Origin of the sequence: Oceanobacillus sp. FSL K6-0118 (assembly GCF_038006665.1) — a bacterium.
GTDB lineage: Bacteria > Bacillota > Bacilli > Bacillales > Amphibacillaceae > Oceanobacillus > Oceanobacillus caeni.
On sequence record NZ_JBBOVR010000001.1, the window covers coordinates 2948570 to 2967811 of the forward strand.

A 19242-nucleotide genomic window follows, 5' to 3' on the forward strand; every position below is an offset into this window, starting at 1 on the left:
TTCTATAAATGCCGATAACGCCACTTTTTTGTGGCGTTTCATCGGCAAACACCCGCTTAATGGAGTGGTTAGATTATTAATTCACTGTCTCTGCTAGTTTTTTAGATTGTTGTTTAATCATATAGCGATTTACTGCATTTAAGTAGGCATTGGCTGATGCTTCAATTACGTCTTGAGCAGTACCTCTACCATTCACTGCTTCCCCATTAACGGAAAGTTGAACGTGAGATTCAGCTAAAGCATCTTTACCTCCACCAACAGAGTTGATATGATAATCTAATAATTTTAGTTCTTCACTTACTAATGAAGAAAGAGTATTATATAATGCTTCCACACTACCTTTTCCAGTACAAGCAGTTTGTACAGATTCCCCTTCAGGAGTCTTGAGGGATACCGTGGCAGTTGGAATATCAGTTGATCCATAATGTACTTGAAATGTTTCTAACTGATATTTATTAACCCCTTCTGCATCTGTCTTGATTTCCATTACAATTGTATAGATGTCATCATCTGTAACTTCTTTTTTATGATCCGTAAGCTTTTTGAAATGTTTAAATGCTTCTTTAATTTGCTCATCCGTTAATTCAATACCAAATTCTTTCACCTTATCTTTAAACGCATGGCGTCCAGAATGTTTACCAAGGAATAATGTATTAGAGCTAACCCCTACTAATTCTGGTGTAATAATTTCGTATGTTTCCGGATTTTTTAAGACGCCGTCTTGGTGAATTCCAGATTCATGTGCATATGCATTTCTACCGATAACTGCTTTATTTGCTTGTACGTGCATTCCTGTTAATTTAGAAATCAAATCACTAGAACGTTTAATTTCATTTAATTTTAGACTAGTCTCATACGGATAAAAATCAGATCTTATCTTAAGAGCAATCGCCACTTCTTCCAACGCAACATTACCAGCACGTTCCCCAATACCATTGATTGTTCCTTCGACCTGGGTTACTCCATTTTCAACTGCTGAAATGGAGTTCGCCACTGCCATACCTAAGTCATTGTGACAGTGACAAGAAAGGTCAACTTTATGAATATTAGGTACTGTTTCTCTCATATATCGAAACATTTTTCCGTATTTAGCTGGGGTCGTGTAGCCTGTCGTATCTGGTAGGTTAATAACAGTTGCACCAGCATTGATTACTTTTTCAATAATTTTCGCTAAGAAGTCCCAATCCGAGCGAGTTGCATCCTCTGCAGACCATTCGACTTGTGGAAATCTTTTCCTCGCATAGGAAACCATGTTCACAGATTGTTCGACTACTTGCTCCGGAGTCATTTTTAATTTGTATTCCATATGAATTGGAGATGTTGCAAGGAAAAGATGCAATCTTGGTTCAGCAGCACCTTTCAATGCTTCCCAAGCAGTATCGATATCTGATTTAACCGTTCTAGAAAGTCCTGTTACAGACGTATCTTTGATCGTATCAGCGATTAATTTAACTGCTTCAAAATCACCTTCTGAGGAAGCAGGGAATCCTGCTTCCATAATATCTACACCTAATCGTTCTAGTTGTTTAGCAATTTCAAGTTTCTCTAATTTATTTAGGTTTACCCCTGGTGATTGTTCTCCGTCCCGAAGCGTTGTATCGAAAATTTTAATTCGTGACATGAACTTTCCCTTCCTTTTCGTTTTCTTTATTTTGCGGATTTACAAATGGCATTAGCGCGCGTAGTTCTTTACCAACTTTTGTAATAGGGTGATTGTATTCATTGTTATTTATTGCGTTGAATTGTGGACGACCAGTTTGGTTTTCCAAGATCCAACCTTGAGCAAATTTACCAGTTTGAATATCAGAAAGTACTTCTTTCATTCTTGCTTTCGTTTCTTCGTTTACTACACGTGGTCCTGATACGAAATCACCCCATTGAGCTGTATCAGAGATGGAATAACGCATATTTTCCATTCCGCCTTCGTACATCAAGTCAACAATTAGTTTCATTTCATGTAAACATTCGAAATAAGCAACTTCTGGTTGATATCCAGCTTCTGTTAGTGTTTCAAAACCAGCTTTAATCAAGCTAGTAAGCCCTCCACATAATACAGCTTGCTCACCGAATAAGTCCGTTTCCGTTTCTTCCTGGAATGTTGTTTCTAGAACACCTGCTCTTGCAGCTCCAATTCCATCTGAATATGCTAAAGCAACGTCTTTTGCTTGGCCAGTAACATCTTGGTAAACAGCGTATAGTGCTGGAACACCTGCGCCTTCTTCATAAGTTCTTCTTACTAAATGTCCTGGACCTTTAGGTGCTACCATAAACACGTCAACGTTTTCTGGTGGTACAATTTGGTTAAAATGAATGTTGAATCCATGAGCAAATGCGATTGCACTTCCTGCTTTTAGGTTTGGTTTAATGCTTTCTTCATAAACTTTTTGTTGGTTTTCATCCGGTAAAAGAATCATAACAACATCAGCTTCTTTTGTTGCGTCTGCTACAGATTTAACATCAAATCCATCTTCATTTGCCTTAGCTTGAGATTTCCCCGGACGTAGACCGATAATAACTTCATAACCACTATCACGAAGATTTTGTGCATGAGCATGACCTTGTGATCCATATCCTACGATTGCAACTTTCTTTCCTTGTAATACCTCTTTGTTAATGTCATTTTCATATAATACTTTAGTCATCATTTATTCTCCCTTTCCTATTTCAATAATTAGTCTGTATTTATATTAATATTTAAAATATTAATGCATTCATTTCTTGAACGTTTTCCGGCTGTCTTCCTCTTTGGAAAGCCGTTACTCCCGTTCTAGTTAATTCTTTAATTCCATAAGGTTTTAATAAATCAATAAGTGCGTCTATCTTTTCAGGGTTACCTGTTACTTGAATGATCAAGCTATCTTTACTTACATCAATGACACTTGCACGAAACGGAGTAATAACTCCTTGAATTTCTGCACGATTTTGACTAGAACTTCCGACTTTGATTAGTGCTAGTTCTCTCGCTACAATTGCTTTATCCGTAATATCAGTAACTTTCAAAACATCAATTTGTTTGTTTAATTGTTTGGTTAGTTGTTCTAATTTCTGTTCATCACTAACCTCTACAACAAATGTCATTTTAGAAATTCCTTCTGTTTCAGAGGGACCTACCGAAATACTTTCTATATTAAATTGACGTTTTACCATCATACCTGTAACACGATTTAATACCCCGCTACGATTTTGTACAGTAGCTGTTATAATCCGTTTCATCTTGTCACCCCGATCATTTCGTGGTTCCCTGTACCTGGTGCAACCATCGGAAATACACATTCTCTTTTGACAACACGACAGTCAACAACAACAGGTCCATTATAAGAAAATACGTCTTCTAGAACCTTTGGTACATCATCTTCATTATTTACTCTGACCCCTTTAACTCCATAACTTTCTGCAAGTTTAACAAAGTCTGGATTTTCAGTTAATAATGATTCTGAATATCTTTCTTCATAGAATTTTTCTTGCCATTGTCTTACCATACCAAGTGCTTCATTATTAATAATGATGACTTTGACTGGTAAGTTGCGTTCCTTAATAACGGAAAGTTCTTGCAATGTCATTTGAAATCCACCGTCACCCACAATGGATACAACTAGTTCATCGGGTCTACCAAGCTGCGCTCCAATTGCAGCTGGGAATCCAAATCCCATTGTTCCTAGTCCTCCGGAAGTGACCCATTTATCTGGATTATCAAATTTATAAAATTGTGCAGCCCACATTTGATGTTGCCCTACATCAGTTGTTACAATTGCTTCACCATTAGAGGTTTCATATACTTGTTCAATTAACCATTGTGGTGAAATTAATTCTTTAGAACGATCATACCAAAGTGGATAATCTTCCTTCTTAGACTTAAGTGAATGTAGCCATTCATCATGGTTAGTAAACTTAACATTAACATCTAATAATTGTTTAAGAGCTTCTTTTGCATCCCCTACAACTGGAATTTTGGTTTTAATGTTTTTCCCGATTTCGGCTGGATCAATATCGATGTGTGCTACTTTTGCGTTTGGTGCAAAATGTTTGATAGCTCCTGTTAAACGGTCATCAAATCTTGCCCCAATATTTATAAGCAAGTCACATTCATAAATAGCCATATTTGCCGTATAGGTTCCATGCATACCTGCCATACCTAATGCAAGTTCATTTGTTCCAGGAAAACTCCCTAACCCAAGTAAAGTTGTTGTAACTGGAAGTTGATATTTTTCAGCAAATGCCTTTAATTCTTCCGCAGCATCAGCAAATAATACACCCGCTCCTGCTAGTAGTAGTGGTCGTTCAGAACGACTTAAAGCGTCCGCAAGTTTACGAATTTGCAATGGGTTAGGTTTAACTGTTGGTTGATAACCCGGCAAATGAAACGCTGTATCAAATTCATCTACTGTGATTTTTTCTGAGATATTTTTTGGAATATCTACTACTACCGGCCCCGGACGTCCTGTTGATGCAATGTGAAATGCTTCTTTTACAATTCTAGGTAATTGTTTCAAGTCCGTTACTTGATAATTGTATTTTGTTATTGGAGTAGTAATCCCAATAATGTCAGCCTCTTGGAATGCATCTGTACCAATTACTCCAGTTGCAACTTGACCAGTAAAGATAACGATTGGTAAAGAATCCATCATCGCATCTGTAATACCAGTAATTAAGTTAGTTGCTCCTGGTCCTGAAGTAGCAATAACTACACCCGGCTTCCCTGTCACTCTTGCATATCCTTCTGCTGCATGAATCAATCCTTGTTCGTGACGGCATAGGATATGCTGGAAAGGTGTGTTAGCTCGGTATAAGGCGTCGTAAATTGGTAAGACTGCACCACCCGGATAACCAAACACTGTGTCAACATCTGCATCTACCAATGAACGAATAAAAACATCTGCACCAGTTGTCGTATTCTTTTCAACTGCAAGTTCCTTAGGCTTTGCCTCAACTTTCACTACTACTTACCTCCTTATAAGTTTCAAAATTCAAATAAATCTCTCTAAATTAATCTATAGTAAAACAACGTTCAGAGTACTCTCTAAATGCCGTTATACTTACCATACGGATAAAACTTAAACTCTTCCTAATTGAATGACTCTTCCCATATCTTCTAAAGGGTAAAATAAAAAGACTCTTCTCCCCCTAAATGCATACTGCACACAATTGCAGAAATCTATTTGGGGAGAAAAGAGTCATCTTTTCACGGTACCACCCAGTTCATAGCATCCTCACGAATACTACCTCACCGACTGAAATAAACAGTCTTTTTTGATAACAGGTAAAGGAACATACCTGACCAAACTTACTAGAAAAGATTGCACTAAAAGAATCGTTCAGCTTGGCACTCGGGGAAGAGAATAGAAATATGTGTATTTCTAGGCTTCCAGCAACCCTAGATCTCTGTGAATACACGGTTTTATTTCTAAATGTCCCGTCAGCGTTTTAGTAATATATTAGTTTTATTTTCAATAAAGAATTTAAAATGGAATGTATTTTAAATTTCTGATATTGGAATTTATGTTATAACTTTTTGGCAAGAACGTCAATAGGGTTTTTCACTTTTTTTCTCCAACATAGAAATATGCAATATATTGAATCCGTTTCCAGCACCGGTACATTAGCGTTTATGAAATAATAATTTTTTCAAAAAATTTATTAAATTCACATCTATCCTAATCTTAACCTCCATTCTAAAAATTTTGCGGTATGCAATATATTACTTGCGTTTTAATAAAGTCTATTTAGTAAAATAAGCAAATTTATTTAGATAAGATTATTTTTTACCTTTCTGCTAAAGTAGACTTCCATTAGTTAGGTTTCCCTGAAGCTTAAAATGGAGTCTTACTTCCCGTTTAGGTCGGATAAGTAATTATATTTCTATTCGTCAAATTTTTCAATATTTATACAAGAATTTTTTACAAGAATTTTTTGTATTTTTTCTTCTTTTGTCTTTTTTGTTTGCATACAAAAATAATATTGACAAGTAATTTTATACTGCTATATTAAATCCAATACCTTTCAATTTAACGAGATTCCTTATGATCGGGAAGTGAAAATTTCAGTTTGCGTCGATGTACTTCCTGCTAATTTTTTTACTTTCCTAACGAATAGAAAGCATGACATTCGCTTTAGGTTAGGCGAATGACTTAGTAGCACCTATGTAAATCTTTACGGTGGGGCGAGTAATAGGAGCCCCAGACAGGAAAGATTTTTATACTTAAATACGATTTACTTTTTTGGGGAGGGTTATTTATGACTTTTAATGTACTAATTAGTGATCCATTAAGTGAAGAAGGTATTTTACCGCTACGCCTAGCAGACAATGTCAAGGTTGTTATCGAAACAGGGTTATCAGAAGAAGATTTAGAAGAACGTATAACTGAATTCGATGCCTTATTGGTACGAAGTGGGACACAAGTTACTAGATCCATTATTAATAAAGGGAAAAACTTAAAGATAATTGGTCGTGCCGGAGTTGGGGTTGATAATATTGATCTAAATGCCGCTACTGAGCACGGTATTATCGTTGTCAATGCTCCGAATGGGAATACAAACTCCGCAGCGGAACATACGATGGCAATGTTAATGGCCTTGTCAAGAAACATTCCCCAAGCTTATTTATCACTAAAAGAACATAGATGGGATAGGAAAAAGTTTGTTGGGGTGGAATTACGTGATAAGACCCTTGGAATTGTTGGACTTGGAAGAATTGGTACAGAAGTTGCGACCAGAGCAAAAGGGCAACGCATGAATATCATTGCTTACGATCCTTTTTTCACAAAAGAAAAGGCAGACAAAATGGGAATTGGTTATGGAACATTTGAAGAAGTGATCCAACAAGCTGATTTTATAACTGTCCATACACCATTACTAAAAGAAACAAGACATTTGATAGATGCTAAAGCATTTGGAAGGATGAAAGACGGTGTATTTATCGTTAATTGTGCTAGAGGCGGAATTATAGATGAAGATGCTCTTTATGAAGCGATTGTTTCTGGAAAAGTTGCTGGAGCAGCATTAGATGTTTTTGAGGAAGAACCGTTTATGGATCATAAACTATTAGAACTTCCTGAAGTAGTCGCAACCCCACATCTTGGTGCAAGTACCGTTGAGGCACAAGAAATCGTTGCCGTTGATGTATGTAAGGATGTACTTAGGCATTTAAATGGCGAAAGTGTCATTAATCCAGTAAATTTACCTTCCCTACCGAAAGATATCATGAAAAAGGTAGAACCGTATTTTTATTTAGCCGAGAAGTTAGGAGCTTTTCTTATAGACCTTGTGAGTGAAGTCGCTGAGGAGATTAATGTTTCCTTCGCAGGCGAACTTTATGATATAGAAGTAGCACCAATAACTAGAAATACGATTAAGGGAATTTTAAAACGCCACTTAGGCATGCATGTTAATGATGTGAATGCCCTTTATTTGGCAGAAAAAAAGGAAATTGTAGTTAATGAGCAAAAAACCCCCCAAGCGAAAGGCTTCACGAATTTAATTACAGTGGAAATTAAAACGAAATCTCAAATTAGAAAAGTTGCCGGTACATTATTAAACGGCTTAGGGCCTCGTATCGTTCATGTAGATAATTATAGGGTGGACGTTCGACCAGAAGGCCATATGGTTGTTATCGAGCATATCGACCAGCCAGGTGTAATTGGTAGAATGGGGAGTTTACTTGGGAAACATGATATTAACATCGCAACCATGCAAGTGGACCGCTCTGATAGGGGCGGGAAAGCAATCATGATCCTTACCATTGACCGACACCTAGATGAAGCAGCTTTAAACGAGTTACTTCAATTAGATGAAATTAAAGATGTCGTTGCAATAGATTTGTGAGTTGGATTTTATAACTAATCCTAGCCCGAATATGCTATACTTCCCACATACGGTTAAGTCCACGTGTATTCGGGCCACTCCATATTTAAATTGAAAAAGCTGCCAAAATTAGGATGACAGCTTTCGGAAATCATTTCATTATTAACCTTTTAATATATCCAATATTTCTACAAGACTTTTCATTTCATAAGTTGGTTTTACTTCAGTTGCTTCCATGGCTTTGCGGTTAATCCATGCGGATGCAATACCTGCACTATTTGCTCCTTTTATATCCGTATTCAAATTGTCACCAACCATTAAAACTTCTTCAGGTTTCACATTTAATAACCCTAAAGCATGTTCAAAAATACTCGGATCTGGTTTTCCTCTTCCAAAATCACCTGAAATAACAATTTGATCAAAGTAAGGACGTAATTCTGGAGTAATTTCTAATTTAATATTTTGTAATTCCGGTGAACCGTTCGTTAGTAATAATAATTTGTAATCCCCTTTTAGAGCATCCAGTACTTTTAAACTTTCTTCGTATAAATATGGTACTTGTTTTCTATTTTCAGGAAATGCTTTAGCAAGCTCTGCCCCAAATTTCACATCATCTATTCCTAATTCAAAAAGACCATTAGTCCATGCTTGTCTTTGATACTCAGGTGCGACTTTACTAAGTTTTTGAAAATCTTCACCCTTATCATGAAATGTTCCCCATAATCCTTCAAATGGATTAATGCCAATCATCTGTGTGAAAGGATATACTTCATAGTTTTCATATAACTCTCTCGCCTTTTTACGAACGGCAATTTCTAATTCTTCCGGATCGACATTATATTTTTGTTGTGCTAATTCACAAGTTTTGCGAAAAGCTTGTCTAACACTTTCTTCATCCCATAATAATGTATCATCTAAGTCAAAAAATACTGCCTTAATTCTTTCCATCAGTTTTCCTCCGTATCTACTTGCCCATTTCGGGTTTCAGAAACAATGTTTCAGCGTAATTCCATTTTTCACCCAATTCTAATTTAACACAAAAAAGGTCTTGCTTAAATTAAAATTATAATTTATCATTAATAGAAATCTTTAAACTTTTATGCAAGGGGATATTGAAATGGCAGATCAATCAATTCGTGTGGAAAAAAGTCAATCTAGAAAAGCGAAACCGGATTCCAACAACTTAGTATTTGGAAGAAATTTTACAGATCATATGTTTGTTATGGATTACACGGAAGGTATTGGATGGCACGATCCTAGTATTGTCCCTTATCAAAAATTATCACTTGAACCTTCTTCGATGATTTTCCATTATGGTCAATCTGTATTCGAGGGTTTAAAAGCATTCCGTACACAAGATGGGGACGTCCAATTATTTAGACCGGAGAAAAATATCCAACGTTTAAATAATTCAAACGAACGGCTCGTTATTCCACCAATTGATGAGAAGCTTGGGTTAGAAGCAATCAGACAACTGGTTGAGATCGATAAAGACTGGGTACCAGATGCAGAAGGTACATCATTGTATATACGTCCATTTATTATTTCAACGGAACCATACTTAGGTGTTTCACCTTCACATCATTATAAATTTATCGTGATCATGTCACCAGTAGGCTCTTATTATAAAGAAGGAATTAATCCAGTTAAAATTGCTGTAGAAGATAAATATGTCCGTACCGTAGAAGGTGGAACAGGTGAAGCGAAAACAGGTGGTAATTATGCTGCCAGTTTAAAAGCTCAAGAAATTGTTGAAAAAGAAGGTTTTTCTCAAGTTCTATGGTTAGACGGAGTTGAACGGAAATACATTGAAGAAGTCGGTAGTATGAACGTGTTCTTCAAAATTAGCGGAGAAGTAGTAACCCCTATGTTAAACGGAAGTATTCTTGCTGGAATTACAAGAGACTCTGTTATCCAATTATTAAAACATTGGAATGTTCCAGTATCTGAACGTAGAGTTTCTATGCAAGAAATTTATGACGCTCATCAAAATGGTAACCTTGAAGAAGCATTTGGTTCCGGTACTGCAGCAGTTATTTCCCCAATTGGTGAATTATATTGGGAAGGTAAACACTTAGTAATAAACGAAGGAAAAACTGGTGAATTATCTAAAAAAGTATATGACACTATTACAGGAATCCAATACGGTAAACTAGAGGATCCATTAAATTGGACTTTAAAGGTAGAGAAGTCAAGTGTCAATAACTAAAGTGTAAGACGTGATAAAGAAAACTTACATTAGTGAAGGTTTTCCTTTTTCCCTACAGCTGCAACATGGATGAATCAAAGAAGTGTTGGCTTATTACGGCCAACACTTCTTTTTAGATACATGACACTATTTACCTTCATTTTCCATTGATTGTTGGGCGATTTGAATCATTCTTTTGACCATCTCGCCACCCACCGATCCGTTCTCTCGTGCAGTTGTATCCGCTCCAAGTTCAACGTTGAATTCTTTTGCGATTTCTTCCTTCATGCTATTTAAAGCATTTTCCGCACCTGGTACTAACAACTTATTTCTGTTAGCCATGAAGAATCACTCCTCGGGGGTATTGAACAGAATCTTTCTGTTCCTTTTTAGCGTTTAACCTTTTGATATTTTTATACGTTAGGAAAGATAAAATTTTAATATTATAATGTAAAAAGTACGTATGAATTTTATGGAAGTGTTCTAAACCATTAATTGCTTCCATATACTAACAATGTTTGATTTTAAAGATGATGTATGTGTCTTACATAAGGGGGAATTTAAAAATGGTAAAAGGAATTCATTGTGTAGAATTAGACAAACCAGTTTCTGACATTTGGAGTTTTGTGAGTGATATGAATAATTGGGCCCCATTGGTACCAGGTTACGTTAGTCATCAAATTATCGATGACCGTCACTCTGTATGGATTATTCATGGAGACATTGGAATTATGGAGCGAACAGTAACTTTAAATGTAGAAATTGTAGAATACATTGAGACTGAAACGATCATTTTCCAGATGGCCACATCAAATGAAACATGTAAAGGGGAAGGCTACTTTGAAGTTGAGGCACTTAATGGTACAAAGAGTAAAATGAAAGGTTGCCTTCAAGTTCACATAAAAGGAATGATCGGAACAATGGTTAACCCAGTGTTAAAGACCCTTATTCCAAAAGTAGGAAAAGATTTTACGGAAAAAATTGCTGCAAATATTATGGATCGTGAAACAGCTCGAGCTACGATTTAAGACAAAATGCTTACTACATTTTTTGTAGTAAGCATTTTTGATTTTTTGCTATTGGTGATGACTATGCATTGTTTCACTGGGAATATAAAAAGGCTTCCATCAGTAGGTTTTTTCCTTCATCCCCCACTGATAGTTAGTCGCACTATCGGACTTTTCCCAGTAGCTTGAGGTGGGATATAGTTTGCCTATTCATACACTATATTCCTGGTCGGTGGCTCAGAAAATTTTTATAGGCAAACCCACGAACTTCTTCCTCTGAGTAATTCTTTAATAACTCATTAATTAAGTTCTGATAGTTAGAGGAGTTTTCTAAATGATTCACAAAAGAAGTAATTCCGTCAAAATCAGAGCCAAATCCAATCTGATTCACACCACCTAAGGAACAAAAATAATCAATATGCCTTATCAAGTCAGTAATGGTTGCCACTTCTTTATCTTTATTAATAAAAGGTGGGTTAAATACAACATGGATTAAACCATTTTTCCGAAACATTTCTTTAATCTGGTCATCATCCAAATTCCTTGGATGGTTACAAATTGCTTTTGCATTGGAATGAGTTGCTATTGGATAATCCGCAATTTCTAAAATATCCCAAAATGCTTGAATAGATGCATGGGAAACATCGCTAAATACGTGATTTTCATTATTTAACTTAATTACTTCTTTCCCCAAGAGGCTCAATCCAGCCCCGCGGGGTTCTAATATTCCATCTGCACAATAGTTAGCGTAATTCCAGGTCAATCCAACACTCATGATTCCCAACCTGTATAGTTGTCTTAATTTCATAAGATCGTTGCCAAATGGGTCTGCCCCTTCCAATGCTAGTACCGCACCAATCTCTCCCTCTTTTAATAAATCCAAATCACTCCAATTTTTGATATGCTTCATTTTGGGATTTTTTCCAAGGACATCTGTATAGAAAATATCCACCTGTTCCAATGCATGCTGCCATTTTTCATCAAATGGAACGTCTGGTTCGATAAAAATGGCAAAAAATTGTACCGCAACATTTCCTTGGATTAATCGGTTTAAGTTTGTTTCTATCTTCTCTGATGTTTTGTAATCAAACGGGCCGTCAAAACCAAATTGTTTTCTTTTTCCTAATTGTAATTTCATTAATGCATCACAATGGGTATCTATGATTTTCATGAATAAATTCCCCCTTACCTTCGTTTTTTTCCGTTCATATCTTTTTTTACTCACTACGATTAAGAAAGGACTTCCATCAGTGAGGGTTTTCTTACTCCCCGCTGATGACGCACTTATCGGATCTTTATAGGCAGTTGATCCCCTACCGACCTTCTTTGTTTCCCCAAGCTTGAGATGAGAGTCCTACTGCCCGTTTAGGTGGGGAAAATTCTTATTATCCTAATATCTAGATTCCAATTGATTGAATGGACCATACTTTAATAGCCCCACTTCATGGTGAGGCTATTCTCTATCTTATTTTTATTTAGCTAGATCTTTCTCGCGCTGTCTTAATTCTACACGTCTTATTTTACCTGACGATGTTTTAGGTAACTCATCCACAAATTCAATTTTACGTGGATATTTATATGGGGCAGTTAAAGTTTTGGTATGCTTCTGTAATTCTTGCACAAGGTTAGGATTAGTACGATCTACTCCATCTTGTAACACAATATAAGCTTTTACTACATTTCCCCTTATTTCATGTGGACTTGCAACTACTGCACATTCTTTTACTGCTGCATGTTTAACTAATGCATCTTCCACTTCAAATGGTCCAATCGTATAACCAGAGCTAACAATTATATCGTCATTCCGACCTTCAAACCAGAAATAACCTTCTTCATCCATTCTAGCTTGATCCCCAGTTGTATAAAAATTACCTCGGCATGCTTTTTTGAAGCGCTCCTCATCTTTATAATAACCTTTAGTTAAAGATGGTGTATCTAATGGAAGAGAAATGTCCCCTACTTTACCTACAGGAACTGGATTACCATCTTCATCAATTAGTTGAACGTTATTACCAGGTGTTGGTTTACCCATTGACCCAGGTTTTACTTTCATCCCTTTTAGGAATCCAAGGAGTAACGTATTCTCCGTTTGACCATAACCATCTCTAACTGTCACGTTAAAATACTTTTCAAACTGATCAATTACTTCACGGTTTAATGGCTCACCTGCAGAAACCGCACTATGCAGGGAGGTTAATTGGTAGTCCTGTAAATTATCCAACTTAGCCATTAAACGGTATTCGGTTGGTGTACAGCAAAAAACATTTATCTTATTTTTCTCAAGTAAATCCAAATATTTTTTCGGTTCGAATTTCCCATTATATACAAATCCTGTTGCGCCTGTTCCTAAAACAGATAGGAAAGGGCTCCAAACCCATTTTTGCCAGCCTGGTGCTGCCGTTGCCCAAACCGTATCACCGTCTTCAATTGCTAACCAATGTCGCGGTGCTGTTTGCATATGGGCGTATCCCCATGCATGTGTATGCATTACTGCCTTTGGATTACCAGTTGTACCAGAAGTATAAGGCAAAAAGGCCAGGTCATCCTTGGTAGTTTTAACCATTTCTAATTCATCCGATGCAGATCCTTGTAACTCGATAAGATCAAACCAATTTTCAACAGATTTCCCGTAAGTAAATTTAATAAGTTGATTGTATTCATCTATATCATAAAATTGTGAAACACAGGAATTACTACATACGACACCTTTTACTTCTCCATGCGTAATACGGTATTGTAGGTCTTTTGTTCGAAACATTTCAGAACAAGGTATAATAATAATTCCCGTTTTCAATGCAGCAATATAAACCTCATATGTTTCAATAATACGTGGCATCATGACTAATATCTTATCGCCTCTTTTAAGACCACGTTCTAATAGTACATTTCCAATTCTATTCGCATTTTTGATTAAATTTTCATATGTGATTTCTTTTCGATTCCCTTTATCGTCTTCCCAAATAATAGCTTTTCTATTTGGCTCTTTTGCATATTTTTCAAATTCCATTACAATATTATAATTTTTAGGTGCTATTAAATTTGTTTGAGACATGTACGATCCTCCTATAATTTAGCACTAGATGCTAACTCCTAACTATTATATCAGACAATAAGCTCTTTAGAAAGAAAGAAAACTTCATCATACCATTACAAACATATTTATCCTTAATATTGAAATACTATAGGTAAAAGGAAAAACTTTATAGTGCAACTTTTTATAGGAGAAATGTAAATGCCGGACTTTTTAATTTATATCATTTTTGCGATGATTCTTATTATATTTTTATCCTTTATCTTCATATTATTTGGCTGGCGTTGGATAATGAAAAAAATTACTAAGTCAGTAGCAAAAATAGTTTTATCGGATAACTATCAAGAAAACATTATCGAAATAATGCCTGGTCTAAGACATACAGGAATTCAAAACATGATAGAAAATAGTCTAAGGTCTGAATCAGGTGATATATTGCATCGACCACTTGGTTCTTCTAAAAAATGGCCACATCTAGATTCTATTACCTTTATCCCCACACAAATCCTTCCACCTCTTATTGACGGAGAAGATGAGGTAGATATGGCAGTTACAATCGGACCAAAATCAAAAAAGCCAATGAAAATCCAAATTCCACTTATGATAAGCGGAATGGCTTATGGTATCGCACTTAGCGAACAAGTAAGACTAGCTTTAGCTCAAGCGGCTAAAAATACAGGCACTGCAATTAATTCGGGCGAAGGTGGTGTCATGCAAGAAGAGTTAGATACAGCAGGTAAATATATTTTACAATTTGGTAAATCCGAGTGGTCCAAAGAAACAAAGAAAATAAAACGTGCAGACATGATTGAAGTAAAGTTTGGACAAGGAGCTCTATTTGGAGTAGGTTCCAGAATTTCCCCAGAAAATTTAACAGGAAATGCTCGTCAAGTAATGGGGCTTGAAGAAGAGGAAGATGCTGTTATTTTTGATAACTTCTTTGAAAATCAGACATTGAAAGATTTGAAAGAACTAGTTGATGAACTCCGAAAGATGACTGGTGGAGTTCCCATCGGTGCAAAAATTGGAGCAAGTGGGAAGATTGAGGAGGACATTGATTACCTGTTGGAAATAGGCGTGGATTATATAGCGGTAGATGGTGGACAGGCTGCCACACTTGGTGCTCCCCCTATTTTGACAGATGACATGGGAATTCCTTCTTTGCACGCTATCGTCCGCGCTGTAAACCATTTGAAAAAAAGAAACAAAAGGAATCAAGTTAGTTTAATTGTTTCTGGTGGCATGCAAATACCGGGACATTTTTTAAAAATGTTAGCACTTGGTGCAGATGCTATTTATATAGGTTCGGCGATGTTGTTTGCAGTGGCACATGGTCAATTGTTAAATGCGCTTCCTTTTGAACCGCCAACACAGGCGGTATGGAATGAAGGTAAATTTAAAGACCAATTCAAGGCAGAAGAAGGAGCAAAAACAGCGGAAAGTTTCCTAACTTCTAGTATTGAAGAAATGAAAATGGCGTTAAGAGCAATGGGAAAGCGTTCTTTAAACGAATTAACCAAGAAGGATTTAGTATCCTATGACGAACATGTAGCCAAAATGGTTGGAATACCTTATTCATTTAAAGCTTGGGAAGAAGAACAACAACAGATTGAGAAAGGATAGATGAAGTTGTGTCTATCCTTTCTTTGATTACTTTGTGCATTATCTTTTTCTCTCTCTTTCGAAAAAAGACGGAAAATATTCTCAATTTGTAGGGGAATTGTCAAACTATGATTGTTTTTTTAAGCTATAATTAAAATGTATACCTTTCCACATTTAGGGGGCGAAACAATGAACCATAAGATAGAGCTAGAAAAAGCGTTACGAAAGCTAAAAGATATAGAATTAGCTTTGAATGAATCATCCATTGTTGCCATTACCGATAACAGAGGAATCATTCAATTTGCAAATGATAAATTTTGTAATATGTCAAAATACAGTAGAAATGAATTAATAGGAAGTCGACAAAATATCGTTAACTCAGGACATCATAGCCAAGATTTCTTTAAAGAAATGTGGAGAACAATTGGTAGGGGAAAGGTATGGAAAGGCGAAATAAAGAATAAAGCAAAAGACGGAACTTATTATTGGGTAGATACTACCATTGTGTCTTTCTTAAAAGAAAATGGAAGGCCTTATCAATATATTTCTATTCGACATGACATTACGAAGCGAATAGAATATGAAGAAACGATTAAACAAATGGCATACTATGACCCGTTGACTTTATTACCTAATCGAAATTTATTAAACGAATGGTTAAATGAGTACGTAAATAAAGAAGGTAAACTTGCTGTTCTATTTCTTGATATCGACCGTTTTAAATCGATCAATGACAATTATGGTCACAGAACAGGAGATATGATTCTAAAAGAACTTGCCAAAAGATTGCAAACCTGTATTCGCACATCCGATCTCATTGTACGACAAGGAGGAGATGAATTTGTCATCTTCCTTACTGATGTAGATAATAAAGATGATATTTTAAAAGTAGTACAGAGAATTAAGAAGCAATTTAACGTACCATTTACCGTAAATGGAAATAAGATCATTGCTACTACTAGTATTGGGATTAGCCTAGAAAAAATGAGCCAATATGAAAGTGATCACTTAGATTTAGTAGAGGAAATGATTAGACAAGCCGACACAGCAATGTACCACGCCAAACAAAATGGAGGTAATTCGCACTGCTTTATTTCAGATGACCAAAATGACGAATTGAGACGTTATTATCAATTAGAACAAGAAATAAAGCACGCACTAGAAGAGGACGAATTTTCTATTGTCTATCAACCACTTATCAATCTCAGAAATGATGAAATAACTGGTGTCGAAGCATTGCTCAGATGGAATAATAAAAAACTAGGTCCGGTATCTCCAGGTGAATTCATTCCTTTACTAGAAGAATTAGGACTCATTATTCCAGTGGGAAACTGGGTTTTACAATCTGTATGTGATCAAATGGTTTCTTGGCATAAAAAGGGGTTCTCGATTGATAGAGTAGCCGTAAACGTTTCGCCAATCCAATTTGTAAATCAAAGTTTTGTACATGATGTTAAGGAAATTATAAGGGAAACCAAAATGGACCCTGTATGGTTAGAGTTGGAAATAACGGAAGGGACAATCCTCAACATAGATAAAGCGGAGAAAACACTCAAAGAATTAAGAGATTTGGGAGTCCATATATCTATCGATGACTTCGGAACTGGGTATTCCTCCTTAAGTTATTTAAAACGTTTACCAATAAATACGTTAAAAATTGATCAATCATTTATACGGGACTTAGACGTGAATGATGAAGTCATTGTCAATACCATTATAACAATGGCGAAAAACTTGCAATTTAATATAATTGCTGAGGGGATTGAAACAGATTACCAACTCTCCTATCTTAAAGATCAAGATTGTCATGAAGGTCAAGGGTATTACTTTAGCAAACCAATTGACGCACGTGAGCTTGAACAAGCTTACAAATGTACAAGTCTTAAACCAAATGCTATTTAGAAAATAGAACAGCAATAATTTAAAACCCGGCATTCGCTTTTAGGGTCAGCGAATGCCTTTTATGCAAGAATGTTTGGACGGTAAAACGCTTGACTTCGAGGAGGAAGTTTTCATACACCCCTACCGATTATGATTCAATCCGCTATTCGAAAACGAAACGGATTAATCCTTTCCCATGCATATCCAACCTGAAGTAATTATTTTTCAGAAAGGTGATTTCCAATGAATTGCATGCCAACTGGAAGTCCTTTTTGGTCAAATCCCATTGGCACTGCTAGGCTTGGTAGCCCCGTTAAATTGACAGGAACAGTAAATGGTAAACAGCGTCTAATAACTTCCAAATTTTGGTCGACCCAATTCTGCGCGAACGCTGGGGTGGTGATAGGTATTGTCGGACCGAGGAGGATATCGATATCCTTAAAGGCATTATGAAATGCTTCCACCATCTTCCTCCGGGCTTGTTGGGCTTTGACGTATTGTGGTGTATTTGTTAACGTACCAGATAGAAGGAAAATTCGATTATCTGCTCCGTAATCCTCTACGTGAGTCTGTAGCCACTCATAATGAAAAGTAGAAGCTTCTCCCGATACAGTCACATAACCAGAAAATGTTGCCATCGATAATTCAGGAATTTCTATTTCTATTAATTCAGCTCCTAAACCTTTTAGTGTTGTTATAGCATTTTTAAAAAGCTTTTCTACATCTGATTCTAATCCTTCAAGATAGTACTTAGGAATACCAATTTTTACTCCTCTCATTCCTTTATTTAAGTCTTCGGTGTAATTAGGAATAGGTACATGAAGGCTTGCTGGATCATCTGCATCAAACCCTGCCATAACATCAAGCATTAACGCCAAATCTGAAACCGATCGTGCCATCGGACCAGCATGATCCAATGACTAAGCTGAAGGAATTACCCCATAGGTACTAACAAGCCCATAGGTTGGCTTTAACCCATAAATACCACACATAGCAGCTGGTAAGCGAATAGATCCAAATGTATCTGTTCCAGTTGCAAGTGTTGCTAGCCCAGCTGCTAAGGCAGCACTGCTACCACCACTTGAACCACCTGGCATATATTCAATGTTCCATGGATTTCGTGTAGTGCCAAAGGTTTGATTAGTACCGGTGGATCCGAGGGCTAACTCATGCATATTTAGCTTTCCTAACATAATCCCACCTGCAGCTAACAACTTTTCTACCGTTGTTGCAGTTTTGTCAGGTATGAAATCAACAAAAAGCTTTGAACCAGCTGTCGTGCGTATGCCTTTTGTATCGAAATTATCCTTGATACCGATTGGAATTCCGTGAAGAGGTCCTTTATATCGCCCGTACATAATTTCATTTTCAGCTTTACCTGCTTGTTTAAGGGCCAATTCATGAAGAGGGGTAATATACGAGTGAATGGTTGGATCAATTGTATCTATACGGTTTAATATATGTTTTGTCAATTCTACTGGGGATAATTGCTTAGCTTTAATTAAAGGAGCAAGGTCACTAGCAGTAAAAAAAACTAGATCTGTCATAGCAACAGCCTCTTATCAACAACCGTAATTGGTACTTTTGGATTTAGATTAGGGGAGATTTTTTTTAGATATTTCTCGGATTGTTCGATTGTTTGAAGGATGTTTTGAATATGTTGAATGTCTGTTTCGTAGGTAGGTAAACCTTGTAGGTATAGGCTTTGATTTATAAAAGTTGAATCATTCATCTAA

General features: G+C 36.3%; 14 protein-coding genes and 1 pseudogene. 5 read left to right on the plus strand and 10 right to left on the minus strand.

The window, feature by feature from the left end; translation table 11 throughout:
• Nucleotides 1-76: 76 nt before the first annotated feature.
• The 4 genes from MHI02_RS15030 to ilvB are packed head-to-tail and all read right to left on the minus strand — an operon-like array spanning nucleotide 77 to nucleotide 4934.
• Complete coding sequence (locus MHI02_RS15030; protein ID WP_341166020.1) at nucleotides 77-1621, minus strand: 2-isopropylmalate synthase; 1545 nt, start codon at nucleotides 1619-1621, stop codon at nucleotides 77-79.
• Nucleotides 1608-2642: a ketol-acid reductoisomerase gene (ilvC, locus tag MHI02_RS15035; protein ID WP_341166021.1), complete on the minus strand. Its 1035-nt coding sequence runs from the start codon at nucleotides 2640-2642 to the stop codon at nucleotides 1608-1610. Before ilvC ends, MHI02_RS15030 begins: the two co-directional genes overlap by 14 nt.
• Nucleotides 2643-2694: 52 nt before the next feature.
• A complete protein-coding gene (ilvN, locus tag MHI02_RS15040) occupies nucleotides 2695-3213 on the minus strand; it encodes an acetolactate synthase small subunit (RefSeq protein ID WP_047184821.1) in 519 nt (172 codons plus the stop codon).
• Nucleotides 3210-4934 carry an acetolactate synthase large subunit gene (gene ilvB, locus MHI02_RS15045; protein ID WP_341166022.1) on the minus strand — a complete coding sequence of 575 codons (1725 nt, stop codon included), beginning with the start codon at nucleotides 4932-4934 and terminating at the stop codon, nucleotides 3210-3212. Before ilvB ends, ilvN begins: the two co-directional genes overlap by 4 nt.
• Nucleotides 4935-6231: 1297 nt before the next feature.
• Between ilvB and serA the strand changes: the two genes are divergently transcribed.
• Nucleotides 6232-7818 carry a phosphoglycerate dehydrogenase gene (gene serA / locus MHI02_RS15050; protein WP_047184823.1) on the plus strand — a complete coding sequence of 529 codons (1587 nt, stop codon included), beginning with the start codon at nucleotides 6232-6234 and terminating at the stop codon, nucleotides 7816-7818.
• Nucleotides 7819-7959: 141 nt separating this feature from the next.
• Here the strand turns inward: serA and MHI02_RS15055 are convergent, their stop codons facing one another.
• A complete protein-coding gene (locus MHI02_RS15055; protein WP_257454727.1) occupies nucleotides 7960-8745 on the minus strand; it encodes an HAD family hydrolase in 786 nt (261 codons plus the stop codon).
• A gap of 169 nt (nucleotides 8746-8914) precedes the next feature.
• Between MHI02_RS15055 and MHI02_RS15060 the strand changes: the two genes are divergently transcribed.
• Nucleotides 8915-10006: a branched-chain amino acid aminotransferase gene (locus MHI02_RS15060; protein ID WP_341166023.1), complete on the plus strand. Its 1092-nt coding sequence runs from the start codon at nucleotides 8915-8917 to the stop codon at nucleotides 10004-10006.
• A 126-nt stretch (nucleotides 10007-10132) separates the two neighbouring features.
• Here the strand turns inward: MHI02_RS15060 and MHI02_RS15065 are convergent, their stop codons facing one another.
• Nucleotides 10133-10327 (minus strand): alpha/beta-type small acid-soluble spore protein, encoded by a 195-nt coding sequence (locus tag MHI02_RS15065; RefSeq protein WP_047184826.1) that lies wholly within the window; start codon nucleotides 10325-10327, stop codon nucleotides 10133-10135.
• 224 nt (nucleotides 10328-10551) lie between these two features.
• On the opposite strand from MHI02_RS15065, the gene MHI02_RS15070 reads away from it, so the two are divergent.
• The gene (locus MHI02_RS15070; protein WP_060667593.1) at nucleotides 10552-11013 is read left to right on the plus strand and encodes a CoxG family protein; all 462 of its coding nucleotides are present in this window, start codon (nucleotides 10552-10554) and stop codon (nucleotides 11011-11013) included.
• Nucleotides 11014-11209: 196 nt separating this feature from the next.
• Here MHI02_RS15070 and MHI02_RS15075 read toward each other — a convergent pair whose 3' ends face one another.
• Both MHI02_RS15075 and mbcS read right to left on the minus strand, forming a co-directional pair.
• The gene (locus MHI02_RS15075) at nucleotides 11210-12163 is read right to left on the minus strand and encodes a dipeptidase (RefSeq protein WP_341166024.1); all 954 of its coding nucleotides are present in this window, start codon (nucleotides 12161-12163) and stop codon (nucleotides 11210-11212) included.
• A gap of 300 nt (nucleotides 12164-12463) precedes the next feature.
• Entirely contained in the window at nucleotides 12464-14044 is a 1581-nt protein-coding gene (mbcS, locus tag MHI02_RS15080) for an acyl-CoA synthetase MbcS (protein ID WP_047184829.1), read from the minus strand.
• Nucleotides 14045-14224: 180 nt separating this feature from the next.
• On the opposite strand from mbcS, the gene MHI02_RS15085 reads away from it, so the two are divergent.
• Both MHI02_RS15085 and MHI02_RS15090 read left to right on the plus strand, forming a co-directional pair.
• Nucleotides 14225-15646: an FMN-binding glutamate synthase family protein gene (locus MHI02_RS15085; protein ID WP_047184830.1), complete on the plus strand. Its 1422-nt coding sequence runs from the start codon at nucleotides 14225-14227 to the stop codon at nucleotides 15644-15646.
• Nucleotides 15647-15814: 168 nt separating this feature from the next.
• A complete protein-coding gene (locus tag MHI02_RS15090) occupies nucleotides 15815-17527 on the plus strand; it encodes a putative bifunctional diguanylate cyclase/phosphodiesterase (RefSeq protein WP_145523875.1) in 1713 nt (570 codons plus the stop codon).
• 197 nt (nucleotides 17528-17724) lie between these two features.
• Here MHI02_RS15090 and MHI02_RS15095 read toward each other — a convergent pair.
• A pseudogene (locus MHI02_RS15095) lies at nucleotides 17725-19053 on the minus strand (amidase).
• Nucleotides 19050-19238, minus strand: a complete 189-nt coding sequence (locus MHI02_RS15100) for a hypothetical protein (RefSeq protein WP_047184832.1) — start codon at nucleotides 19236-19238, stop codon at nucleotides 19050-19052. The pseudogene MHI02_RS15095 and the gene MHI02_RS15100 overlap by 4 nt, the downstream one beginning before the upstream one ends.
• Between the last annotated feature and the right edge of the window lie 4 nt (nucleotides 19239-19242).